This is a genomic window from Xanthomonas populi (assembly GCF_002940065.1).
In the GTDB taxonomy this organism is placed as follows: domain Bacteria; phylum Pseudomonadota; class Gammaproteobacteria; order Xanthomonadales; family Xanthomonadaceae; genus Xanthomonas; species Xanthomonas populi.
This window is the reverse complement of the sequence record NZ_MDEJ01000038.1, coordinates 1-21,583: the sequence shown is the minus strand read 5'-3', so window position 1 is coordinate 21,583 and position 21,583 is coordinate 1. Positions and strand designations below refer to the sequence as shown.

The 21,583-nt window shown below is 64.3% G+C and carries 13 protein-coding genes and 3 pseudogenes; 4 read left to right on the top strand and 12 right to left on the bottom strand.

Annotation, left to right across the window (positions count from 1 at the left end; all coding sequences use genetic code 11):
- Positions 1 to 14: 14 nt before the first annotated feature.
- Complete coding sequence (locus XpopCFBP1817_RS08330) at positions 15 to 1,937, bottom strand: MFS transporter (protein WP_128416764.1); 1,923 nt, start codon at positions 1,935 to 1,937, stop codon at positions 15 to 17.
- A 127-nt stretch (positions 1,938 to 2,064) separates the two neighbouring features.
- Here XpopCFBP1817_RS08330 and XpopCFBP1817_RS08325 point away from each other — a divergent pair.
- A pseudogene (locus XpopCFBP1817_RS08325) lies at positions 2,065 to 3,255 on the top strand (MFS transporter).
- A 123-nt stretch (positions 3,256 to 3,378) separates the two neighbouring features.
- Here XpopCFBP1817_RS08325 and yccS read toward each other — a convergent pair.
- From yccS to XpopCFBP1817_RS08305, 4 genes are all read right to left on the bottom strand, one after another.
- Positions 3,379 to 5,592 carry a YccS family putative transporter gene (yccS, locus tag XpopCFBP1817_RS08320; protein WP_167393872.1) on the bottom strand — a complete coding sequence of 738 codons (2,214 nt, stop codon included), beginning with the start codon at positions 5,590 to 5,592 and terminating at the stop codon, positions 3,379 to 3,381.
- A gap of 107 nt (positions 5,593 to 5,699) precedes the next feature.
- The gene (gene purD, locus XpopCFBP1817_RS08315) at positions 5,700 to 6,995 is read right to left on the bottom strand and encodes a phosphoribosylamine--glycine ligase (protein WP_128416762.1); all 1,296 of its coding nucleotides are present in this window, start codon (positions 6,993 to 6,995) and stop codon (positions 5,700 to 5,702) included.
- 119 nt (positions 6,996 to 7,114) lie between these two features.
- On the bottom strand, positions 7,115 to 8,698 hold the full coding sequence (gene purH / locus XpopCFBP1817_RS08310) for a bifunctional phosphoribosylaminoimidazolecarboxamide formyltransferase/IMP cyclohydrolase (protein WP_128416761.1): 1,584 nt from the start codon (positions 8,696 to 8,698) through the stop codon (positions 7,115 to 7,117).
- A gap of 272 nt (positions 8,699 to 8,970) precedes the next feature.
- On the bottom strand, positions 8,971 to 9,219 hold the full coding sequence (locus tag XpopCFBP1817_RS08305; RefSeq protein ID WP_128416760.1) for a hypothetical protein: 249 nt from the start codon (positions 9,217 to 9,219) through the stop codon (positions 8,971 to 8,973).
- 614 nt (positions 9,220 to 9,833) lie between these two features.
- On the opposite strand from XpopCFBP1817_RS08305, the pseudogene XpopCFBP1817_RS23940 reads away from it, so the two are divergent.
- Positions 9,834 to 13,409 (top strand): annotated as a pseudogene (locus XpopCFBP1817_RS23940) (Ice nucleation protein).
- A 248-nt stretch (positions 13,410 to 13,657) separates the two neighbouring features.
- On the opposite strand, the gene fis reads toward XpopCFBP1817_RS23940, so the two are convergent.
- From fis to XpopCFBP1817_RS08285, 3 genes are all read right to left on the bottom strand, one after another.
- Complete coding sequence (fis, locus tag XpopCFBP1817_RS08295) at positions 13,658 to 13,930, bottom strand: DNA-binding transcriptional regulator Fis (protein WP_128416759.1); 273 nt, start codon at positions 13,928 to 13,930, stop codon at positions 13,658 to 13,660.
- 117 nt (positions 13,931 to 14,047) lie between these two features.
- Entirely contained in the window at positions 14,048 to 15,202 is a 1,155-nt protein-coding gene (locus XpopCFBP1817_RS08290; protein ID WP_128416758.1) for a DUF3426 domain-containing protein, read from the bottom strand.
- A gap of 305 nt (positions 15,203 to 15,507) precedes the next feature.
- Entirely contained in the window at positions 15,508 to 15,885 is a 378-nt protein-coding gene (locus XpopCFBP1817_RS08285) for a helix-turn-helix domain-containing protein (RefSeq protein ID WP_128416757.1), read from the bottom strand.
- A 149-nt stretch (positions 15,886 to 16,034) separates the two neighbouring features.
- On the opposite strand from XpopCFBP1817_RS08285, the gene XpopCFBP1817_RS08280 reads away from it, so the two are divergent.
- Positions 16,035 to 16,541, top strand: coding sequence for a hypothetical protein (locus XpopCFBP1817_RS08280; protein ID WP_128416756.1), 507 nt, complete (start codon positions 16,035 to 16,037; stop codon positions 16,539 to 16,541).
- Between the two features lie 12 nt (positions 16,542 to 16,553).
- Here the strand turns inward: XpopCFBP1817_RS08280 and prmA are convergent, their stop codons facing one another.
- Complete coding sequence (gene prmA / locus XpopCFBP1817_RS08275) at positions 16,554 to 17,474, bottom strand: 50S ribosomal protein L11 methyltransferase (RefSeq protein WP_128416755.1); 921 nt, start codon at positions 17,472 to 17,474, stop codon at positions 16,554 to 16,556.
- A 703-nt stretch (positions 17,475 to 18,177) separates the two neighbouring features.
- Here prmA and XpopCFBP1817_RS08265 point away from each other — a divergent pair.
- A pseudogene (locus tag XpopCFBP1817_RS08265) lies at positions 18,178 to 18,544 on the top strand (hypothetical protein).
- A gap of 78 nt (positions 18,545 to 18,622) precedes the next feature.
- On the opposite strand, the gene accC reads toward XpopCFBP1817_RS08265, so the two are convergent.
- The 3 genes from accC to aroQ form a co-directional block, all read right to left on the bottom strand.
- A complete protein-coding gene (gene accC, locus XpopCFBP1817_RS08260) occupies positions 18,623 to 19,990 on the bottom strand; it encodes an acetyl-CoA carboxylase biotin carboxylase subunit (RefSeq protein WP_128416753.1) in 1,368 nt (455 codons plus the stop codon).
- 131 nt (positions 19,991 to 20,121) lie between these two features.
- The gene (gene accB, locus XpopCFBP1817_RS08255; protein WP_128416752.1) at positions 20,122 to 20,607 is read right to left on the bottom strand and encodes an acetyl-CoA carboxylase biotin carboxyl carrier protein; all 486 of its coding nucleotides are present in this window, start codon (positions 20,605 to 20,607) and stop codon (positions 20,122 to 20,124) included.
- Positions 20,608 to 20,694: 87 nt separating this feature from the next.
- Positions 20,695 to 21,141, bottom strand: coding sequence for a type II 3-dehydroquinate dehydratase (aroQ, locus tag XpopCFBP1817_RS08250; RefSeq protein WP_128416751.1), 447 nt, complete (start codon positions 21,139 to 21,141; stop codon positions 20,695 to 20,697).
- Between the last annotated feature and the right edge of the window lie 442 nt (positions 21,142 to 21,583).

Genomic DNA, 21,583 nt, shown 5'->3' with positions numbered 1-21,583 from the left:
TGCGCGCGTTCGGCTCAGGGGTGATCCTGGCGCAATGCCCGCACTTGCTGTTCGAGCAGCGCAGCCGTTGCCTCGTTACCGGGCACCGCAGCGCCTGCAGCCACTTCGATCTGCGCGCGCGTCCGACGCGGCACGCGTATGCGGCCCAGGCGGGTGCCGTGGTGGCTCCAAATGCTCGACCACATGCCGCGCAGCGCCATCGGAATCACCGGCACCTGACGGCGTTCGAGGATCTTTTCGACGCCCGATTTGAACGGTGCAATGTCGCTATCCTTGGTCAATGCGCCTTCGGGAAAGATGCACACCAGCTCGCCGTCCGCGAGTGCGGCATCAATGCGGTCGAAGGCTTGCTGCATCAGTGCGGCGTCTTCGCGCGCGCTGGCGATCGGGATGGTCCTGGCGGTGCGGAAGATCCAGCGCATCAACGGGATGCTGAAGATCTTGTAGTACATCACAAAGCGCACCGGGCGCGCAATCACTGCCGACAGAATCAGCGCGTCCATGTAGCTGACGTGGTTGCACACCAGCAGCGCGGCGCCTTCGTCCGGCACGTGGCGGACGATGTCGCGCGCACGCAGCCGATACAAGACGCTCACCAGCACCCAGCTGACAAAGCGCATCAAAAACTCGGGCACCATGGTGAAGATCCACAGCGCCACCAGCGTATTGGCCAGCGCCAGCGCCAGAAACACCTGCGGAATGCTCAGGCCCGGCAGCGGAATGCGCACACCCAACAGCACCACCTGCGGCAACTGCAGCGCGATGCCGATGATGGCGGCGGTGACGATGAACAACGAATTCTGGATGTTGAGCCCGGCGATGACGCGCGCGAGTTCGGCCTTGGGTGTGCGGCTCTGGATCAGCGCGAACAACGGCACCACGAACAGGCCGGTGAACAGGCCGATGCCGACCAGATCCACGATCAGGCGCACGCTGCCAGGCTCCTGCACGAATTGGTTGATCGACAAATTGCTCACGGGCGCCGCGCCGGGACGCGCGAAATACAGGTCCAGCAGAAATGCGCTGATGCCGAACGCGCCCAGCGGCACCAGACCGATTTCCACGGTGCGCCCGGACAACCGCTCGCACAGCAGCGAACCCACGCCGGTGCCGATCGAAAACAGTGCCAGCGCGAACACGTACAGATCCTGCTGCCCGCCAAGATTGACCTGCGCGTAAGTGGGCAACTGCGCGGTCAGCACGGTGCCGACGAACCAGAACCACGACACCCCGAGCACGGCGTTGCGCACCGCCGGCGTGCGCCGGGTCAGGCGCATGATGGCGCGCGATTCGGGGATCGGGTTCCAGTTGATCTTCAGGTCCGGCGCGCCGGCATCGACCTTGGGCACCAGCCGCGCGAGAAGGTTGCCGGTAACGGCGATGGCGATCACCGCCGTGGCTGCGGCAACTGGCCCCTGGCTGCCGGCGATCTGAAAGATCAGCCCGCCAAAGATCATGCCGCACAGGATCGAAATGGAGGTGCCCATCTCGACCAGACCATTGCCGCCGGTGAGTTCCTCAGGTTTCAGCACCGAGGGCAGGATCGAATACTTCACCGGCCCGAACAGCGTGGATTGCAGGCCGGTGCAGAACAGCGCGATCAGCAGGACCGGCATGTTCTCGGTAAGAAAGCCCACCGCTGCCAGCGACATGATCGCGATCTCCATCGTGGTGGTGATCACGATGAGTTTCTGCTTCTCCAGCTTCTCGGCGATCTGCCCTGCGAGTGCGGAGAATAGGAAGTACGGCAGGATGAACAGTGCCGGCGCCAGATTGGTGTAGAGCGTGCGCTGCGCCGCATCGATGCCTAAATAAAACAACAAGCCGATGATGGCCTGCCGATAGACGTTGTCGTTGAACGCGCCCAGCGCCTGCACGGCGAATAACGGCAAGAAGCGGCGCTGCCTGAGCAGGGCGAACTGACTGTGACCGGACATGCAGTTTCCTTTGCGAACGCGCGCAGCCTAGCAGGCTTCCACGGCGCGCTGGTGGATGGCCGATGCGCGCTTGGAAGATGTCGCGTCACCGCCCACACTGCGCCCCTCCTTTGATCAGGCTCCTGCCATGATCGTCGAATCCGCTCCACATGCGCCACTGCCTCGCCAGTTGGTGCTGCTGATGGCGGCGGCCATCGGCCTGGCGGTGGCGAGCAACTATTACGCGCAGCCCTTGCTGGAGACGCTGGCGCAGGCGTTCGGGATCCAGGTGCGCAGTGCCGGCGCAGTGGTGACTGCCGCGCAGTTGGCCTAAGCGGCCGGGTTGTTGTTGCTGGTGCCGCTGGGCGACCGGTTGGAGCGGCGCGGCCTGATCGTCGGCCTGTGTGTGCTCAGTGCGCTCTGTCTGCTGGTGAGCGCCGCCTCGCACAGCTTCGGCATGCTGCTGGTCGGTACGATTATAACCGGCGCCAGTTCGGTAGCGGCGCAGATTCTGGTGCCGTTTGCGGCCACGCTGGCCGCGCCCAACGAGCGCGGGCGGGTGATCGGCACGGTGATGAGCGGATTGTTGCTAGGCATTTTGCTTGCGCGCACGGCGGCCGGGGTGCTGGCCGGTTTTGGCGGCTGGCATACGGTGTACTGGATTGCATCAGGTTTATTGCTGGTCACGGCCTGGCTGCTGTGGCGCGGGCTGCCAAAGCATCCCGGCAATGCGCAGTTGTCATACCCGCAGTTGGTGGGATCGGTGCTGACACTGCTGCGCGACGATGCGTTGCTGCGTTCGCGCGCGGTGTTGGGCGGGCTGATCTTTGCCGGCTTCAGCATGTTCTGGACCACGCTGGCGTTTTTGTTGTCGGGGCCAAGGTATCGCTATGGCACGGCGGTGATCGGGCTGTTCGGATTGATCGGTGCGGCCGGCGCGCTGGCGGCCAATCGCTCGGGCCATTGGTCCGATCATGGGCATGGCGATCGGGTCAGTTGGGGCGGGCTGGTGATGTTGCTGCTGTCGTGGGGATTGCTGGCGTTTGCGCCACAATCGGTCGGCTTGCTGATTGTCGGCATGCTGCTGCTGGATATCGCGGTGCAAGGCGTGCATATCGCCAACCAGAGCGTGATCTATCAGCGCAATCTAAACGCACGTAATCGCATTACCTCGGCCTACATCACCTGCTACTTCATCGGCGGTGCGGTGGGTTCGACATTGGGCACGGCGGCGTATGCGCAGGCCAGCTGGAACGGCGTGGTGATGGGCGGGGCGGTGCTGGCTGTTGCGGCGTTGGGTTGGGTGGCGTTGAGCGTTGCGCGGAATCAGTGGAAGTAAGCGGGGCAGATAGTTGAAGACGCCGCAGCCATTGGATGGACATGGCTCGCATCGCTCGGCATCGCCCTTCCACATGGATGCTGCATGGGCTGCGCTGCATCCGTGCCTACCGATAACGACGCGCTAGGCTTTGTTGATCGCCAACCGGGTTGCGCTGTCTGCCGGTGCAGTGGTAACCGCCAAGGCAGCAGCACGCAATTTCGGCAGCAAGCGCAAGGTCAATGCCAACTGGTCGCGCACCAGGCGCTGCTTGGGCGGCAATTGCACTGCGTGTTGTTCCAGTGCGTCGGCGGTGGCTACTTCTTCGGTTTCGTTGTGCGCCGGCAGCGGTTGGCGTTCGCGCAAGGCGGTGGAGATTTCGCCCAGCGCGCGCTGCAGGTAGTCGCCGGCCTCGGCGATGGCCGGATCGTGTTCGCCATCGAGCGCGGCGCGGTGCGCGCCGAGCGCGGACAGATAGCCGAGCAAGGTGTTGGACAGCGCCAGGAAGCGGAAGCCCGCGTCCAGATTGCGCCGATAGCGGCCCGGTTCGCGCAGCATGTTGGACAGCGCCACCGACAACGCAGCATCGGCGTTGTGCATGTCGCGCCGCGCGATGCGGTAAGGCAGATCGTCGCGCATGCCGCTGGCGTATTGCTCCAGTACCTGGGTGAGATACCGCGCGCAGCTGGCCATCACCGTGGCTATCACCTGATTGAGGCGGCGACCTTGCCATTCCGGCAGGATCAGGAACGAGCCGGCCGCGGCAATCGCGCAACCGATCAGCGTGTCGATCAGGCGCGGCCAGATCAGCACGAAGCCATCGCCAAGCAGGTTGAAGCAGAACAGCGCCATCACCGTAATGCCTGCGGTGGCCAGGATGTAGCGATCGGTGCGGGTGATGAAAAAGATCAGTGCGGCGGCCAGCGCCAGCAGCAACTGCACCTGCGTGCCGGGAAATAGCTGCATCAGCGCCCAGGTGGCGACCAGACCGATCAGGGTGCCGGCGATGCGCTGCACCAGCCGCAAGCGGGTGGCGCCGTAATTGGGCCGGCACACGAAGACGATGGTGAGCAGGATCCAGTAACCGTTGTCGGCATGGATGGATTGCATGATGGCGTAGCCGACCAGCAGCGCGATGGCCATGCGCAGGCCGTGGCGGAACAGCACCGAGCCGGGCGTGAGTTGTTGTATCAGACGCGTGGCCATTTCGCGCAAGGTGTGCGGCGCCGAATCGCGCAGACGGGTGTCGAGGTTGTCGCTGGTGGAATCGGATTGCGCGGCCTCCGACAGCTTGCGTTCGATGCTCTGCAGGTTGGTCACAAGCAATTCCAGCGCACCGAGCAGACGCGCGAGTGCGGGGTCGGCACGCGCGTGCAGATAGTCCAGCGATTGCCGCAGGTCTTCGGTGGCCAGGCGGCTGTTGTCGCCGTAGTCGAACGGCTGGCGCAGGCGGATCGCCTCGCCCAACGCCGCGCAGGCCTTGCCTTGCAGCGCGAGCAGGCGCTGGCAGCGATACAGCACATCGCTATGGAAGAACGCGTCGGTCAGCGCTTCGTAGGGATAGTGCGAGGAACTGGCGCGCTCGTGGAATTCCTGCGCCATGTAATACAACCGGAAATACAGGCCCGATTGCACGCCTGGCAGCCCCGAACGGCCGAAGCGGCTCATGATCGCGCTCTTGGCGGCGTTGAACGCGCCAACGACTTTGGCGTTCTGCTCGGCCAACGCCAGCCGGCGTGCATGCAGGTCGCTTTGCCGCACCGGTTCGAACAGATCGGCCTTGAGCTTGAGATAGCGGCCCAGTTCGAAGAACAGCCGCGACAATCGTTCGCGCACCGGGCGATTGGCGAACAGGATGGTCCACAGAATCGACAGCACGCCATACCAAGTGGCACCCATCAACAGCAGCGCCGCGCCGTGCCAGGCGATCAGCGGATCTTGGCTGCCATGCTGGTCCATGCCGATCATGGCGTAGATCGACAAGGCCACCGTGGCCTGCGCGATCGAGGCATAGCGCTCGCCCAATGCGCCCAGCAGGGTCAGCGAAAACGTCGACAAGGCCATGCCGATCACGAACGGCAACGGATACGGAAACAGCAGCACCACTGACGCCGCTGCGGCGGCAAAACACAGCAGCGAGAGCAGCACCGATTTGATGCGGCCCAGCCAGTTGTCGTCGGTTTCGGCAATGGCGCTGGCGATCGCACCCAGAAACAGCGCCGGCACCGCGGTGAGCTGCTGCCAGTGCCAGCACACGCCCATCGCTACCGCCAAAGCAATGAACACGCGCAGGCCATAGCTGGCCTTTTCATGGGCCCACAAGCGGCTAAGGCGGGTTTCGAAGGAGGGAGTGGCCACAGTCTCTGCAAGGCGAAGGTGCCTGGGCATTATTGCCGCAGGCAGGCGCCATCGGTGTGGAGGGCGGCGAGTTCTTTGTCGGTAGCCGCATCCAATAGCTGCGCTGTTCAGGCCTGCGCGTCTTGCTCGCGGGCGATCGCGCGCCAGCCGATATCGCTGCGCTGGAAGGCGCTGGCCCAGTGGATCGGTTGCAGGCCGGCGTAGGCGTTGCGCTGCGCATCCAGCACGCTGTCGCCCAGTGCGGCAACGCACAGCACGCGGCCACCGGCGCTGATCACCTCACCGTCGGCATTCAAGCTGGTGCCGGCATGGAACACCTTGGCAGTGGCCGGCACTGCGTCCAGGCCATTGATGACCTCGCCGGTGATCGGCGTTTCCGGATAGGGCCTGGCCGCGATGACCACGCCCAGCGACGGGCGCGGGTCCCACTGTGCCTGTGCGCTGTGGAGCTTGCCGTCGATGGCGGCTTCGAGCAACTCCACCAGATCCGATTGCAGGCGCAGCATCACCGGCTGGGTTTCCGGGTCGCCGAAGCGCACGTTGAACTCGATCACCTTGGGCGCGCCGTGCGCATCGATCATCAGCCCGGCATACAGGAAACCGGTGAACGGCACGCCGTCGGCGATCATGCCTCGCACGGTCGGCTCGACCACCTCGCGCATCACCCGCGCATGCACCTGCGGCGTCACCACTGGCGCTGGCGAATACGCGCCCATGCCGCCGGTATTGGGGCCGGTGTCGCCATCGCCGATACGCTTGTGGTCCTGGCTGGTGGCCATCGGCAAGGCGTGGGTACCGTCGACCATCGAGATGAAGCTGGCTTCTTCGCCATCGAGAAATTCCTCGATCACCACGCGCGCGCCGGCATCGCCGAACGCATTGCCCGAGAGCATGTCGCGCACTGCGTCTTCAGCCTCGGTCAGCGTCATCGCCACGATCACGCCCTTGCCGGCGGCCAGGCCATCGGCCTTGACCACGATCGGCGCGCCTTTCTCGCGCACATACGCAAGCGCTGCGTCCACTTCGGTGTGTACGGCGTAATACGCGGTGGGGATGCCATGACGCGCGAGAAAATCCTTGGCGAACGCCTTGCTGCCTTCCAGCTGCGCGGCCTTGGCGGTGGGGCCGAAGATGCGCAGGCCGGCGGCATGGAAACGATCGACCACGCCCAGCACCAGCGGCACTTCCGGGCCGACCACCGTGAGCGCGATGTCTTCGCGATGCGCCAGTGCGAGCAGGCCATCCAGGTCATCGACCTTGATCGCGACATTGCGGCACTTGGTTTCGGTGGCGGTGCCGGCATTGCCGGGTGCCACCAGCACCTCGCTCACCTGCGCGGACTGCGCGATCTTCCAGGCCAGGGCATGTTCACGGCCGCCGGAGCCGATGACGAGGATTTTCATGTAAGTGCCGGGAATGGGGAGTCGTGATTGGGGATTAGTTGAAGCAAGGTAGAGACCGGGAATCGAACAATCGGGATGGCTTTACAAATCCCGAATCCCCACTCCCCCATCCCAGTGTTTCAGTGCCGGAAATGCCGCACGCCGGTGAACACCATCGCGATGCCATGCTCATCGGCGGCGGCGATCACTTCGCCGTCGCGCATTGAGCCGCCGGGCTGGATCACCGCCCTGATGCCGGCAGCGGCTGCGGCATCGATGCCGTCGCGGAACGGGAAGAATGCATCGGAGGCCATCACCGAGCCGGCCACCGTGAGCTTGGCGTCTTCGGCCTTGAGCGCGGCGATCTTGGCGCTGACCACGCGGCTCATCTGCCCGGCGCCCACACCAATGGTGCGATTGTCCTTGGCGTAGACAATGGCGTTGGATTTGACGTATTTGGCCACACGCCAGGCGAACAGCAGATCGCCCAATTCGCCATCGCTGGGTGCACGCTGGGTGACCACGCTCAATTCGCCCAGCGACATGCTGCGGTTATCGGACGACTGCATCAGCAGGCCAGAGCCAATCCGCTTGGTGTCGTAGTTGTTGAGGCCGTTGCCGTGCGGGATCTTGAGCACGCGTACGTTGGCTTTCTTGGTGGCGTAGTCGAGCGCGCCGGGCGCGTAGTCGGGGGCAATCAGCACTTCGACGAACTGGCGATCCAAAATGGCCTTGGCGGTGGCCGCATCCAGCGTCTTATTGAAGGCCAGGATGCCGCCGAAAGCGCTGGTGGGATCGGTGGCGTACGCCAGTTCGTAGGCATCGCCGCAGGCAGCGCCCACCGCCACACCGCAGGGGTTGGCGTGTTTGACGATCACGCAGGCGCAGCGCTCGAACTGGCGCACGCATTCCCACGCCGCATCGGCATCGGCCAGGTTGTTGTAGCTCAGTTCCTTGCCCTGCAACTGCTGGAAGGTGGCCAGCGTGCCCGGCACCGGAGACAGGTCACGGTAGAACGCGCCGGCCTGATGCGGGTTTTCGCCGTAGCGCAGGTCCATCACCTTGATGAAGTTGGAATTGATCTGCGCCGGGAACGGGCTGCGCGTGGGCACACCCTGCGCACTGTCGGCCACGGCCGAGAGATAATTGCTGATCGCCGCGTCGTACTGCGCCACGCGGTTGAACGCGGCCACCGACAGCGCGAAGCGCTTGCCCGCCGAGAGCTGGCCGTGGTTGGCGTCGAGTTCGGCCAGCAACTCGCCATACTGCGATGGGTCAGTGGCCACCGCCACGCGGGCGAAGTTCTTCGCCGCCGAACGCAGCATCGCCGGGCCGCCGATATCGATGTTGTCTACTGCGTCTGCCAGCGTGCAGTCCGCCTTGGCGGTCACCGATTCGAACGGGTACAGGTTCAGCACCAGCAGGTCGATCGGCACGATGCCGTATTCGGCCATCACCGCCTCGTCCTGGCCGGCGCGGCCGAGCAGGCCGCCGTGCACCAGCGGGTGCAGGGTCTTGACGCGGCCGTCCATCATTTCCGGGAAACCGGTCAGCTCGGCGACGTCGGTGACCGGCAAACCCGCCTCGCGGATCGCCTTGGCGGTGCCGCCGGTGGACAGCAACTCGACGTGACGCGCCACCAGCGCGCTGGCAAGATCGATCAGGCCGGTCTTGTCGGAAACGGAGAGCAGGGCCCGGCGCACGGGCAGGAAATTAGAGGCCATCGGTGGGAGATATCAAAGCGGGGCAGCCGATATTGTAGGCCGCGCCAGCGCGCGATGGGCTCAACACCCCTGCTATGGCCTTGATCTGTGCGCTGGCGGGGTGCTTCCAGGCGCTGCTGCGGCCGCAGGGATCGTGGGCGCTAGAGCGCAATGGCATCGGGCGACAGCAGGTGACGACCACGTGCCGCTCGGGCGAGTTGTCCGGTCGCTAGACATGATCACGCACGCGTCGGCGAAGCGATCGATCCACCTAAGGCCGTCTGGCAACTCGGTCAGATACCGGCACTCGAACGGCCACCTGCGGTGCTGTTGTGTGCTGACGTGCAGCTGATGTCAGTCATGGCAGCGCGCTGGCGGATTGCCGAAATGCGGTAGCCGCCGCGCATGATCGACCCGGCAGAAAGGAGCGCGCGCTGATGCAGCGAGATAAAGTCCGCGTCACAAACGCCAAATGACGGGGCGCACATCTGAAAAGCGAAATTCAACCATCGGGTTTGAATTGATTTGGTGAGCCAATTCACCAATAAATCAGGCGTTAATCACGAAAATATTTCGCTGTAAAAAATCTGTGGGCTGCCGATCTGTTCGAAAGCGAGCGATTCGCCGAATGACATAATCAAGGCCAGTTCGCATATTTGGAAAAAAAGTTGGAAATCTCGGCGCAACGCCAGTTCTGTGCTTCGGTATCGGAAACATATTTTCTGCTACGGCGACATCTGCCAAGTGCTGCTGAATCACGATCTGGACTCGCTGATCTTTATGAGTTCCCTAGCGTTCAAAGGCAACGACGCTTTCGGCGAGGCGTCTACCGATACTTGCTGCAAGGGCTGCCGCGCAGGACCAGCCTTGCCCTCACCCCTAGCTACGTCTTGCCGTCACGGCGATCCATGACCCTGCGATTCAAGCAAGACACCTCAGCGCATTTGGCGCCCTAGGGCGTTCCCGAAGTACCACCATTGTCGTTCCGACGCAGTCCTTGCCACAAGGAGGATTCGTCTCGCCCGCATGGGCGACTCTCCCATCCTTCTATCGGCGATGGCATGAACTTGACTTGCGCGGCTGTTTCAGAAAATCCAGATGAGATTATCTTATGAACCGTGAAAAAGTTTTGTAATTACGCACGTGCACGAACAATATGTCTGATCATTGCGGATTGATCTGGCCGCAAAGCGGCCCGGTCGAATGCAGGCATTGGCAGCCTACCGCCAAACCGGAAAATGGCGTGACCGGTTTGTTGTGGGGGCAGGGAACCAATGCGCATCTGAACATGCATGCCGATGCGCACTGGGTTGTGTGCATGGTGGATACCGCCGATATCATCTGGTTGGGCGAGGAGGGAATGATCAAGTTCCCCAGGGCCGAGGTGGTCTACGCAGGCAACCGAGCCGGCGCGATGCGCTGCATTGCCGAGGGCATCGAGCAACACGCGCCACCCAAGCCCGAGCTACCTGTGGACACCGTCATCGCCGCGGAATTCATTCCCAAGGCGCCGCACGCGCAATTCACTGCGCCGGCCGTTGAAAGCGGTGCTCAGACCGCCGCGCCAGGTCCAGCCCCGGTCCACGGCGTTGGACCGCCTGCCGCACAGCATGCAAGTGAGATCGTGCGCACGCGCGAGATCGCGACCTATGGCAGCACGCTGACCGGCGCCGATCAGAGTCAACTGATCGCAGGGTACGGAAGCACCGAGACGGCAGGCAACCGCAGCGAGTTGATCGCCGGCTATGGCAGCACCGGTGTGGCCGGATCCGACAGCACCATCGTTGCCGGCTATGGCAGTTCCCAGACCGCAGGAGGCGGGAGCACACTGACGGCCGGCTATGGCAGCACGCAAACCGCGCGGCATGGCAGCGAGTTGACGGCAGGTTACGGCAGTACGGAAACTGCGGGTGCGGACAGCTCGCTGATCGCAGGCTATGGCAGCACGCAGACCTCCGGCGGCGACAGCTCGTTGACGGCAGGTTACGGCAGCACCCAAACCGCGCAGAACGGCAGCGATCTCACTGCAGGCTATGGCAGCACTAGCACAGCGGGCACCGATAGCTCGCTGATCGCCGGCTACGGCAGCACCCAGACTTCTGGTGGAGAAAGCTCGCTCACTGCCGGCTATGGCAGCACCGGAACCGCAGGTGCCGACAGTTCCTTGATTGCCGGCTACGGCAGCACGCAAACCTCAGGTAGCGAGAGTTCGCTCACCGCCGGCTACGGCAGCACGCAAACCGCCCGCAAGGGCAGCGACCTGACCGCCGGGTACGGCAGTACCTCGACGGCTGGCGGTGACAGCACCTTGATTGCCGGTTACGGCAGCACGCAGACCTCCGGTGGCGACAGTTCGCTCACCGCCGGCTACGGCAGCACGCAGACCGCCCGCAAGGGCAGCGACCTGACCGCCGGGTACGGCAGTACCTCGACGGCTGGCGGTGACAGCACCTTGATCGCCGGCTACGGCAGCACGCAGACCTCCGGTGACGAAAGCTCGCTGACGGCCGGTTATGGAAGCACCCAGACGGCGCGAAGCGGTAGCGATCTGACGACAGGGTATGGCAGCACCTCCACAGCCGGTGCCGACAGCACCTTGATCGCCGGCTACGGCAGCACGCAAACCGCTGGTGGCGAAAGTTCGCTGACGGCGGGCTACGGCAGCACGCAAACGGCTCGCAAGGGCAGCGACCTCACCACCGGCTACGGCAGTACCTCGACGGCTGGCGCGGGCAGCACGCTGATCGCTGGTTACGGTAGTACACAGACCTCCGGTGGCGACAGCTCGCTCACGGCCGGTTATGGCAGCACGCAGACCGCGCGAAAGGGCAGCGACCTGACCACCGGTTATGGCAGCACCTCGACGGCGGGTGCCGACAGTACGCTGATCGCCGGTTACGGCAGCACGCAGACTTCTGGTGGCGATAGTTCGCTGACCGCCGGCTATGGCAGTACGCAGACGGCGCGTAGAGGCAGTGATCTGACTGCGGGCTACGGCAGCACCTCCACCGCCGGCGCCGACAGTTCATTGATTGCCGGCTATGGCAGCACGCAGACGGCCGGCTTCAAAAGCATCCTGACCACCGGCTACGGCAGCACCCAGACCGCGCAGGAGGGCAGCCTGCTCACGGCCGGCTACGGCAGTTCCTCGACGGCTGGGTCGGACAGCTCGCTGATCGCCGGCTATGGCAGCACCCAGACGGCGGGCTTCAAAAGTATCCTCACCGCAGGCTACGGCAGCACCCAGACCGCGCAGGAACGCAGCACGCTGACCACCGGCTACGGCAGCACCTCGACGGCCGGGCACGACAGCACGCTGATCGCCGGCTATGGCAGCACGCAGACGGCCGGCTACAAGAGCATTCTCACCACCGGCTATGGCAGCACCCAGACCGCGCAGGAGAGCAGCTCGCTGATCGCCGGTTATGGCAGTTCCTCCATGGCCGGCCCGGACAGCACGCTGATCGCCGGCTATGGCAGTACCCAAACCGCCGGCTACGACAGCTCATTGACGGCAGGATACGGCAGCACCCAGACCGCGCAGAGCAGCAGCTGGCTGATCACCGGCTATGGCAGTACGTCCACCGCCAGCTTTCAGAGCTCGTTGATTGCGGGCTATGGCAGCACGCAGACGGCCGGCTACGAAAGTACCTTGACCGCCGGCTACGGCAGCACGCAAACGGCCGGCCATGGCAGCATCCTGACCGCCGGTTACGGCAGCAATTCCACAGCAGGTTACGAAAGTACCCTGATCGCGGGCTACGGCAGCACCCAGACCGCCGGTTACGAAAGCACCCTGACCGCCGGTTACGGCAGCACCCTGACCGCGCTGGAAAACAGTTAGCTCACCGCCGGCTACGGCAGCACCGAAATCGCCGGGTTCTCCAGCACGCTGATCGCCGGCTACGGCAGCAGCCAGACTGCCGGTGGCGACAGCACGCTGACGGCGGGCTACGGCAGCACCCTGACTGCCCTGGACAACAGCACGCTGACGGCCGGCTACGGCAGCACCGAGACCGCAGGACAAGATAGCTCGCTGATAGCGGGGTATGGCAGCACCTTGACCAGTGGCGTACGCAGCTATCTGACGGCCGGCTATGGCAGCAACCAGATCGCAAGCTATGGCAGCTCGTTGATCGCAGGACACGAAAGCACCCAGATTGCCGGCCATCGCAGCATGCTGATTGCCGGCAAGCTGAGTTCGCAGACTGCCGGCTCGCGCAGCACCCTGATCGCCGGCAGGGGCAGCGTGCAGACGGCGGGTGACCGCAGCAAGCTGATCGCTGGCGCCGACAGTACCCAGATCGCTGGCGACCGCAGCAAATTGCTGGCCGGCAGCAACAGCTTCCTCACGGCTGGGGACCGCAGCAAACTCACCGCAGGCGACGACTGCACGCTGATGGCAGGCGACCGCAGCAAGTTGACGGCCGGAAAGAACAGCATCCTGACCGCAGGTGCCAACAGCAGGCTGATTGGCAGCCTGGGTTCCACCTTGACCGGTGGCAAGGACTCGGTACTGATTTTCAGATGCTGGGACGGTAAGCGCTACACCAACATCATTGCCAAGACCGGCGAGGAGGGCGTCGAGGCGGATACCGCCTATCAGGTGGACGACGACAAGAACGTGGTCGAAAAATTCGACGACCCTTTCGACACGATCGTGCTTGAGCAGGACGGCGGGCCCACATCCGCGGGAGATCACGCGCTAGTCGAGCAACAAGCACCACACTGAGTGAGACAAGTGGCGGCGTCTGCGCTGCATTGCATCGTCTCGGCCAACTACCAGGTGGCTGGCAGTTGGCCTGGTCGTGCACCTGCGTACGATCCGTTCACGTGTGTCACAGGCCATCGACACGCAGGCTGTCAGCGGCGCCGATGGCTTGAATGAGAAACGTCAGGGAGTTTTCCCAGGCATGTGCTGGCGCACGCCTGGGGGCATGCGCCAGGCAGCAGCATTTTGCGGATTCCGAATCCCGAGACTCAGGCAAGCCCATATTCTTTGAGCTTCTTACGCAACGTCGCCCGATGGATGCCCAGCATCGCTGCGGCGCGGCTCTGGTTGCCTTCGCAGTGGTTGAGCACTTCCACGAATAACGGAATCTCCATCTCGCGCAGCACGATTTCATACACATCATCGGCGTCGCTGCCGTCCAGATCGCGCAGATAACGGCGAACGGACTGGGCCACGTGTTCGCGCAGCGGCGATTTCGGGGCGCCACGACTGGTGTCAGGACGAGCGGGGGCTGCGTTCAAAGGGGGGTTACCAGTGTCACGAAGCCGGGATGCGTGGCCGGCGAGGGGGAGTGAGTCTAGCGCGTGCCCTCATCGCTCGCCACGCCCATGTGGTCATCGGCGTCAGATCGCGTCCGCTCACCTGAAATCTAAACGAAAGGCGGCCGTGCTCGCGGCCGGTTCGCGCACGCGAAACGTCACCTGCACCGCCTGACCGGGCGCGAGCGTGTCGTGCGCTTCCGGGCGTTGGCCCAGATACTCCTGTGGCGCCAGCACGCGCGTGCCGATCACCCGACCGTCGGCGTCGGACAGCGACAGCTGCAGCCACGGCCAGGCCTGCGCCCAGCGCGCGTCGTTGCGGAAACTGGCCTGGATCCGCAGCACGCTGGGGTTGGCCGGCAGCGGGCGCACATCGCGGTTGAGCAGGGTGAGCGCCGCCGGTTCACGCCAGGCCGGCAGCGTGCAACGCAGCACGCCGCAGGCCGCGCCGACCAGCGGACGCCAGCGCGCGTTGGTGGCCAGGTGGGCGCCATCGGCGATGACGATCTGTAGCGCCAACAGGCCCACTAGCCCGATCAACAGCGCCCACTGCCACCCGCTGGCGCGCAGACGCGGCCGGGTGAGTCCACGCCGGGCGAAGGTCGGCGCGGGTGATGCGGAGGCTGCAGCTGGGAGGAGCTGGAATTGTGCGGCGTTGGTTGTGCTGGCATGGACCGCGTCGCTGACGGTTGCCTCGGTGTCTGTTTGCGGATCGGTGTCGGATGCCGGGGTGGAGGCGGTGTTGGCGGTGGCGGTGGGATCGCGATCAAAATCGAGATCGCGATCGGTCTCCTGGCCTGCATCCGCGATGCTGCCGACAGCGGCGCCAGTCGGCTGCGTGCCTGGGGAGCGAGAAAGTGGGTCGCGGTTGTCATCAGCGCCGACCGTTGTGCCTTCAGCCATATCGCCGGGCACGTCGCGCGTGCTCAAGGTGTTCCACCCCGGTCGATCCGGAGTGGCGTAACCTGCTGCAGGTTTGCCGTCATCGCGGCGTGGGGTTGTCGTGTCTGCGCGTGCCACGTCGATGCGCGGCGGTGTCATCAGCGGCGCAGCCGGCGACGGAACGATCGGCGCCAGCGGTGCGGCCGCCAGCTCCGGCGATGGCGCGGGCGGCAACTTACTCGTCGGCACCGGCAGCGGCTGTTCTGGCGGCGCTGCAGTTGGCGCGACGGGCGTGGGAATCAGCGATGGGGCAGCCGGCGTCGCACGCAGGAACGTGGCCAGGGGGCGGCGCGTTGGCGGAGTCTCGGACATCGGCAGGCGTGCAGCGGGAAGACCGCTATTCAACCACGCGCACGCCGATGGGCGAACCTAGGTGCTTCAGTGGTGATGCGTTATATGAAGCGCGCGCGACAGTAGGGTCGACTGCATCTTTTGCGGCACACGCCTAAGCCGAACACACACCAAGGCGTGCAGCGTCCAACAGGCTAGGCGGGCTGACAGCGAGTTCCTGACCCGACGCTCGAGCGCAGCCTCAATGCTCGGTCGTCTTTTGTCGGCGCGGCTTGCATGGTCAAACAACAGACCAAACAGGCCACTGACCATTTCCCATCTCCGATTTACCGCCGCCGCCGCATCTTGGCCTCGGCCAGTAGCAGATCGAGCAAACCACTGCGCTGACGCGGTGCCAGCGTATCGAAGCGAGATAGCAGCACGCGCTGCTGGTCGTCCAGGCGACGATATTGGGCGGGCTCTTCGGCGATCGCCGAGACCGGCGGTCCGAACGTCCGCTCGCCGCGGCCGGTGGCCAGGTATTCGAACGCCATGCCGCTGCGCTTGGCCAGGCCGATCAGGTTCTCCACCGAGGGCGCGGTGCCTTCGGCCATTTCCCATTGTGCGACGGCGCTGCGGGTAACCCCCAGTTCGCCGGCCAGGGCCTCCTGGGTCAGCTTGGTGAAGCTGCGGGCTTCGCGTACTCGCTCGTACAGCTTGCTCACACGGCACCGATGAATGGCATACATGGCCGGAAAGTATAGCTCTAGCAGCGCCGGGAGATAGTTCGTATAACTTTCATTTGGCTATATGTTTGCGATACTGTCTGCGTACCGATGATAACGACATCACAGCGAACTCAAGGAAGGCGTTCATGGTCGAGCCAGCCGCTCTCAAATCCGATCCAGCGCGACGTAGTTCAGCACCGTCAGCACCAGCTGAGGTGGCGCCCTGGCCTGCGCATTCGCCATTGGATCCAGCTGTCGCGCACTTTCGCGGCGCGCCGTGTTACCAGATCTGGCAGCGCGATGCGGACTGGACGGCAGTACGCGAAGGCGTGCATTGGTCGGCCGCACTGGCGCCGCGGGGGTGGGCGCTGCGCTATCGGCAATGGCAGTTGCTGGCGCTGGGCCTGTTGATCGTGGGCCTGGCTAGCGGCCTGGCCGTGAGCAGTGCCCAGGCGTGGGTATCGTCCCTGGCATGGGCGGTGTTGCTGCTCGTCGACGTACTGCTACGCGTGCGCGTAGCCAGACACGCCGGGCGTTGGCGCAGCGAAGCGCTGCAGCGCGATGGCTGGCAGACGGTGACCCGGTTGCGCGCGATCAGCGTTGCCGATGCGCTGACCACCGTGCAGATCCGCGCCGGCAGGCCACCGCGGTGACGCGACGCTGCGTCAGCTGCGGCGCACGCCCTCGATGCGCATCCAGTCTTCGTCGCGCTCGCAGTGCAGTTGCTCGAACCATGACGCGTAGCGTTGCAGCAGCTCGTCTTCCTGGCCGTGCAGGATGCCCGACAGCGCAATCCGGCCGCCCGGTGCCACACGTGCGGCCAGCGTATCGGCCAGCGCATCCAGCGCCGAGGCCAGGATATTGGCGACCACCACCTGATAGGTCTGCACCGGCTCGTCCTGTGGCAGATACACCGCCAACTGCGCTTGCACGGCGTTGCGCTCGGCATTGTCGGTGGTGGCCAGTACCGCCTGCGGGTCATAGTCCACACCCACCGCGCTGGCTGCACCCAGCTTCAGCGCGGCGACTGCGAGAATGCCCGAGCCGCAGCCGAAATCGAGCACGCTGCGGCCCTGCAATTCGCCGCTGCCGGCCAGGCTGTCTAGCCAGCGCAGACACAGCGCGGTGGTCTGGTGCGTGCCAGATCCAGAGGCCAGGCCCGGATCCAGCCGCACCACTGCGGCGTGGGGCGCTTGCGCGGCTTCGGGCAGGTCGTGATTCCACGGCACGATGAAGGTGCGCGCGCCGAACTGCATCGGCTTGAACTGATCCATCCAGGCGCGTTCCCAATCGCTGTCATCGACCGTACGGAACGCGACCTGGCTCCAGTCCAGCCCCCGGTCGAACGCTTCCAGCGCGGCGAGCAGCATTAGCGCATCGCTGTCGCCATCGAACAGCGCGTTCAGCACCATCGTGTTCCACATTGGCGTTTCGCCGACGCCAGGTTCGAGAATGGCGCGCTCGTTGCTGGTATCGGCATTGGCGTCGAGCAGTGTCACCGCCAGCGCGCCGACATCGTCCAGCGCATTCTGGTAACGGGGCTGGGTGGCGTCGGAGCAGTGCAAGGACAGTTCAAGAAACGGCATCGTGACGGTTGGGCAATTCGAAAGCGTGCATCGTAGACCATTTGTGCAGGCGGGCTCGTGCGTGAAGGTGCCTGGATGCGGCCAAGCGCACGCCGCCGCCGGACGGCTTGGTTTGATTGGCGGATTAAGTTCGGCGGATTCAGCGCAGTTGGCGCCGACAGCTGCTGGCACATGCCGTGGACATGCCGGCAACCAAATTGCGGCTGTGCGCTGTTCACAGTGCACGCGCACAGACCACCTTCCTCATGTCTTGCACCGTCCGCAGTCTGCATTGGCAGCGTCCGCTCGCGCGCCAGCGTGTGCTGATGCGGGTGCTAGACTTCGCGCCGTCGCTGCGGGGCTTGCCCGCGCCAGGGGCGCTGCTGTTCATACCGCTTGCTCGTACCCGCCATCTCTGGTTGTTGCTCGCTCCCGCTGCGCTCGCAGCGGCAGCGTGGTGGCATGTGCGCGCGCGACCGACCGAGCCACCGGTTGCATCGATATCGGCCCCCGCAAGCAGTACGCACGCAAGCGTCCTTGCACCAGCGCTACACGCGCATGCCGAACGCAGCGCCGCCTTTTATTGCGCCAACGCGGGCATCTGCTCGCGCGATAGCGCACAGGACGTTGTGTCATCCGTAGTCGACGCCGCGGTGCCGCGGCAGGGAGCAGACAGGGTGGATTAGCGGGTCGATACACGGGTGTCCGAGCCGGGAGCGCAATCATGAATTACCGTCGGTTGGCGCATGGCGCCAAGTTCTGGTTCTGGGTCGCGTTGTTCGTGGCGTATTCGGCAGCGGCCGTGGGCATTGTGATGATCGATATCGCCGATCACCGTTATCAGCCGCTGTCGGTCAAGTCGACTACGGTCACCGCCGACGAACAGCAGCGACGGCATGGCGCCAGCCAGGTGGCGGCGGTGTATCGCGTCAGCAGTGCGATGCCGTTTTCGACATTGCCGGCCGGGGGACCTTTCAGTTGGTCTGGCCGGATGGTTCAGCGAAACCATGACCGTGGTGGATCCTGCATCGTCCAGCAGCATCGTGCCGGTGCCGGGCAGCCAGCAGCCGGCTGCACCGCGGCGTGAGTGATGCGCGGTGCGCGAGCGTCAACATGGTGAGACGAAACAGCCCGGTTTCCCGGGCTGTTTCGTTATTTGCATACCGCGATTAAACCAGCGCGATCGACTTGTTCTTGCGCTCGGCCAGGCGCTTTTCCAGATAGTGGATGTTCTGCCCACCGGCCTGGAAGCCCTTGTCGCGCATGATGCGCTGCTGCAGCGGGATATTGGTCTTGATGCCGTCCACCACCATCTCGTTCAGCGCCACGCGCATGCGCGCGATCGCGGTTTCACGGTCCGGGCCGTGCACGATCAGCTTGCCGATCATCGAGTCGTAATTCGGCGGCACTTTATAGCCCGCGTAGATATGTGTATCCACACGCACACCCGGGCCACCGGGCGGATGGAACGCGGTGATCAGGCCCGGATTGGGCATGAAGGTTTCCGGGTCCTCGGCATTGATGCGGCACTCGATCGCATGCCCGCGCAGCACGATGTCGCTCTGCTTGATGCTCAGCTTCTGCCCGGCGGCGATACGCAATTGCTCGCAGACCAGATCGATGCCGGTGATGCGCTCGGTGACCGGATGCTCCACCTGGATACGCGTGTTCATTTCGATGAAGTAGAAACTTCCGCCTTCGAATAGAAACTCGAAGGTGCCGGCGCCGCGATAACCGATGCGGATGCAGGCATCCACGCAGACCTTGCCGATCTCGTTGCGCAACTGTTCGGTGATGCCTGGTGCCGGCGCTTCTTCCACCACCTTCTGGTGGCGACGCTGCATCGAGCAATCGCGCTCGCCCAGATGGATCGCATTGCCCTGACCGTCGGCCAGTACCTGGATTTCCACGTGACGCGGATTTTCCAGGAACTTCTCCATGTAGACCTGATCGTTGCTGAAAGCTGCCTTGGCTTCGGACTTGGTGGTTTCGATGGCGACCTTCAACGCGGCCTCCGAATGCACCACGCGCATGCCGCGACCGCCGCCGCCGCCAGCGGCCTTGATGATCACCGGGTAGCCGATTTCGCGCGCCACCTTGGTGTTGGCGACGATGTCATTGCCCAGCGGGCCGCCCGAGCCAGGCACGCACGGCACGCCGGCGGCCTTCATCGCGCGGATCGCTTCAACCTTGTCGCCCATCAGGCGAATGGTGTCAGCTCTGGGGCCGATGAAGATGAAGCCTGATTCTTCCACGCGTTCGGCAAAGTCGGCGTTTTCCGACAGAAAGCCGTAACCGGGATGAATGGCCTGCGCATCGGTCACCTCGGCTGCGGCGATCAACGCCGGGATGTTGAGGTAACTGTCGCTGGAGGCGGCCGGGCCGATACACACCGACTCGTCGGCCATGGCCACGTGCTTGAGGTTGCGGTCGACCGTGGAATGCACCGCGACCGTGCGGATGCCTAACGTGTGGCACGCGCGCAGGATGCGCAGCGCGATTTCACCTCGGTTGGCGATGACGACTTTATCGAGCATGGGTAGGGATTCCGAACGCGGGATGGTGTTCGGGACCGGGCAGGGGGGACCCGGAACCCGGAAAAGCAAAGGCGCGCAGTAGTCAGCGTTGCTCTCGCTCTTCCGGGTCCCGGGTCCCGGGTCCCGGCAAATCAGCCGATCACAAAGAGCGGCTGATCGAATTCCACTGGCTGGCCGGTTTCGCCGAGGATGGCCACGATGGTGCCGGAGACGTCGGCTTCGATCGGGTTGAACATCTTCATTGCCTCGATGATCGCCAGCGTTTCGCCGGCCTTGACCTGCTGGCCGACGGTGACGAAGGCTGGCTTGTCCGGTGATGGCGAGAGGTAGAACATGCCGACCATCGGCGCGCGCAGTACGTGGCCTTCCGGCAGTGCGGCACCTTGCTTTGCCCCACCGGTGGAAGCTTCGGTTGGCGACTGCATCGGCATGGCGGTTGCGGTCGGTGCTTGCGCAAGCGGGGCGGGTGCGTACTGCTGCACCGGCGCGCTCACCACGGTCGTGCCCTTGGGCACGCGCGCCAGACGCACGCTTTCTTCGCCTTCCTTGATCTCGATTTCGGCGAGATTGGATTCTTCGAGCAGGTCGATCAGTTTCTTGATTTTGCGGAGATCCATACGGGCCTCATGAGGGGAATCGGTGGAGGTTGCCGGCGGAATGGGGTCAGACCGTCGGCGCGGGCGCCGTCGTCGGCAATGCGGGTGTCATGCGTCGCGCTCCAGGCGCGCGATCACCGCTTCCAGGGCCAGCCGGTAACTGTCCGCGCCGAAGCCGCAGATCACACCGTCGGCCTTGTCGCTGAGATAGCTGTGGTGGCGGAACGGCTCGCGCGCATGCGGATTGGACAGATGGATTTCCACAAACGGCACACCCACGCCGAGCAGCGCATCGCGCAGCGCCACCGAGGTATGGGTGAAGGCGGCCGGGTTGATCAGGATGTAGACGGTGCCGTCCTCGCGCGCGGCGTGGATGCGCTCCACCAGCACGTGCTCGGCATTGGACTGCAGGCAGGCCAGCGTATGCCCGGTGGCCTGCGCGCGGTCCACCAGGGCCGCATCGATCTGCGCCAGCGTGGTGCGCCCGTAGACGTCCGGCTCGCGGGTGCCGAGCAGGTTGAGGTTGGGGCCGTGCAACAGCAGCAGGTGGGCCATGACATCCGGGAGAGCGGAAAGGGCGGAAGTCTGCGCGATGCTGGCGATGCTGTCCAGATAGGCGAAGTTAGGCTTGTTTTAAACGATCGTTTAAAATCTTGGTTGCCGGTGTGCACGCTCGGTGAGTTGTGATGTCTTACCCAGGACGATTCTCAGGCGCTCGGCGACCAACCATATGGCGATCAGGCCAAACTACTGGTTGCCACGACCGCCAATCTTGAAACCGCGTCTGAGGCCCTGCATCCCAGCCCACTATAGAGACTGCCTGCCTCAACTTGCAGCCTACGCATGGTGCGACCGGCAGCGGCGGTCGCCCTTGCGCGCCGGCGGCTTCAACTCTGGATCGCACCACCAACGGGTGGGACGTGATCCAGGCGACCTGACCTGAGCGACTTCACCGCCAAGTGGAGTCGCTCAGGTCATCCAGCCGTCTGGATCTTCC

Excerpts from the sequence above, each read along its gene's own strand:
- purH (WP_128416761.1), bottom strand. The coding sequence starts at position 8,698 with ATGGCCTCTAATTTCCTGCCCGTGCGCCGGGCCCTGCTCTCCGTTTCC.
- XpopCFBP1817_RS08290 (WP_128416758.1), bottom strand. The coding sequence starts at position 15,202 with ATGTCCGAGACTCCGCCAACGCGCCGCCCCCTGGCCACGTTCCTGCGT.
- prmA (WP_128416755.1), bottom strand. The coding sequence starts at position 17,474 with ATGCCGTTTCTTGAACTGTCCTTGCACTGCTCCGACGCCACCCAGCCC.
- purD (WP_128416762.1), bottom strand. The coding sequence starts at position 6,995 with ATGAAAATCCTCGTCATCGGCTCCGGCGGCCGTGAACATGCCCTGGCC.
- XpopCFBP1817_RS08330 (WP_128416764.1), bottom strand. The coding sequence starts at position 1,937 with ATGTCCGGTCACAGTCAGTTCGCCCTGCTCAGGCAGCGCCGCTTCTTG.
- XpopCFBP1817_RS08280 (WP_128416756.1), top strand. The coding sequence starts at position 16,035 with ATGGTCGAGCCAGCCGCTCTCAAATCCGATCCAGCGCGACGTAGTTCA.
- accC (WP_128416753.1), bottom strand. The coding sequence starts at position 19,990 with ATGCTCGATAAAGTCGTCATCGCCAACCGAGGTGAAATCGCGCTGCGC.
- accB (WP_128416752.1), bottom strand. The coding sequence starts at position 20,607 with ATGGATCTCCGCAAAATCAAGAAACTGATCGACCTGCTCGAAGAATCC.
- aroQ (WP_128416751.1), bottom strand. The coding sequence starts at position 21,141 with ATGGCCCACCTGCTGCTGTTGCACGGCCCCAACCTCAACCTGCTCGGC.